The sequence below is a fragment of the Actinotalea ferrariae CF5-4 genome (assembly GCF_000603945.1).
Classification (GTDB): Bacteria; Actinomycetota; Actinomycetes; order Actinomycetales; family Cellulomonadaceae; genus Actinotalea; species Actinotalea ferrariae.
This window is the reverse complement of record NZ_AXCW01000445.1, coordinates 1-859: the sequence shown is the minus strand read 5'-3', so window position 1 is coordinate 859 and position 859 is coordinate 1. Positions and strand designations below refer to the sequence as shown.

Below are 859 nucleotides of genomic sequence, written 5' to 3'. Positions count from 1 at the left end.
CACCCTGGAATCGGATGAGCCGGTTTCCTCCGCTGGTTCCACCGCCGAAGCCAACGACCACGCCCGGACGGGACGGGTTCGTCTCCCTTGTTCGAAGCCTCGCCGTCGGGGAAATGGCGGCACCGTCGCGGAGCAGGAGCATGCAGGGAGCGGCCGGCGAGCCCGCAGCCCTTGGGCCGGCACGTCGCGCTGCGGTGGCTACGACCGCATTAATGGGACTGGGATTGATTCCCGAGGACGGAACCCAAGGCCGTCCTGAGCGCCGCCACCTCACCTTCGAGGTCTCCGTCGGCCACAGACATCTGGGCTTGAATGAGGGCTTCCTCGACTTCTGCGAATGAGTGACCCGCCGGGAGCCAGAGTTGCCAGAGAACGCGGGCAGGAGGCGGTGCAAAGCCGTAGCGGGCGAGGTAACTCGCGACGTCAACCGCCAGTTCGTCGCGTTCCTGTTCAGTCTGCTCCACGTACCGCACCGCTTGCCGCCCGCCGGCGTCCGTGCAGACTTCCTTAACTAACGTGGGTTGCGCCGGCACCAGGCGCGCGCGACCCTTCCCGGCGAGGAGAGCTACGAGAGCACCCCACCCGGTCGGCGGCAGGTCGACCCATGATCCGAGTCCGGGGTCGGCGTCAACCAGCTGGTACCAGGCGTCCATCGGGCCTCCTAGTGGGTGCGGGTGGGAGGTGGACGGCAAGAACGTCTCCCACCCGCACCCTACTCTCAGGCGTTAGGGAAGTAGCAGTTCCCCGTACCGAAGCAGTTGAAGTTGGGGCTCCGGAGAGTTGGAACGGTCATGACTGGGGCGCCGGAGACTTGCGGCTGGTGCTTCCCAGTGATGGTTCCGAAGTAGTCGTCAGAGAG

General features: G+C 66.0%; 1 protein-coding gene. It reads right to left on the bottom strand.

The annotated features are described in order from the left end of the window. Nucleotides 1-209: 209 nt before the first annotated feature. Complete coding sequence (locus N866_RS18680) at nucleotides 210-653, bottom strand: DUF5956 family protein (RefSeq protein WP_034229609.1); 444 nt, start codon at nucleotides 651-653, stop codon at nucleotides 210-212. Nucleotides 654-859 lie beyond the last annotated feature (206 nt).

Bases quoted from the DNA above. Each gene is read 5' to 3' on its own strand.
- N866_RS18680 (WP_034229609.1), bottom strand. From the start codon at position 653: ATGGACGCCTGGTACCAGCTGGTTGACGCCGACCCCGGACTCGGATCA.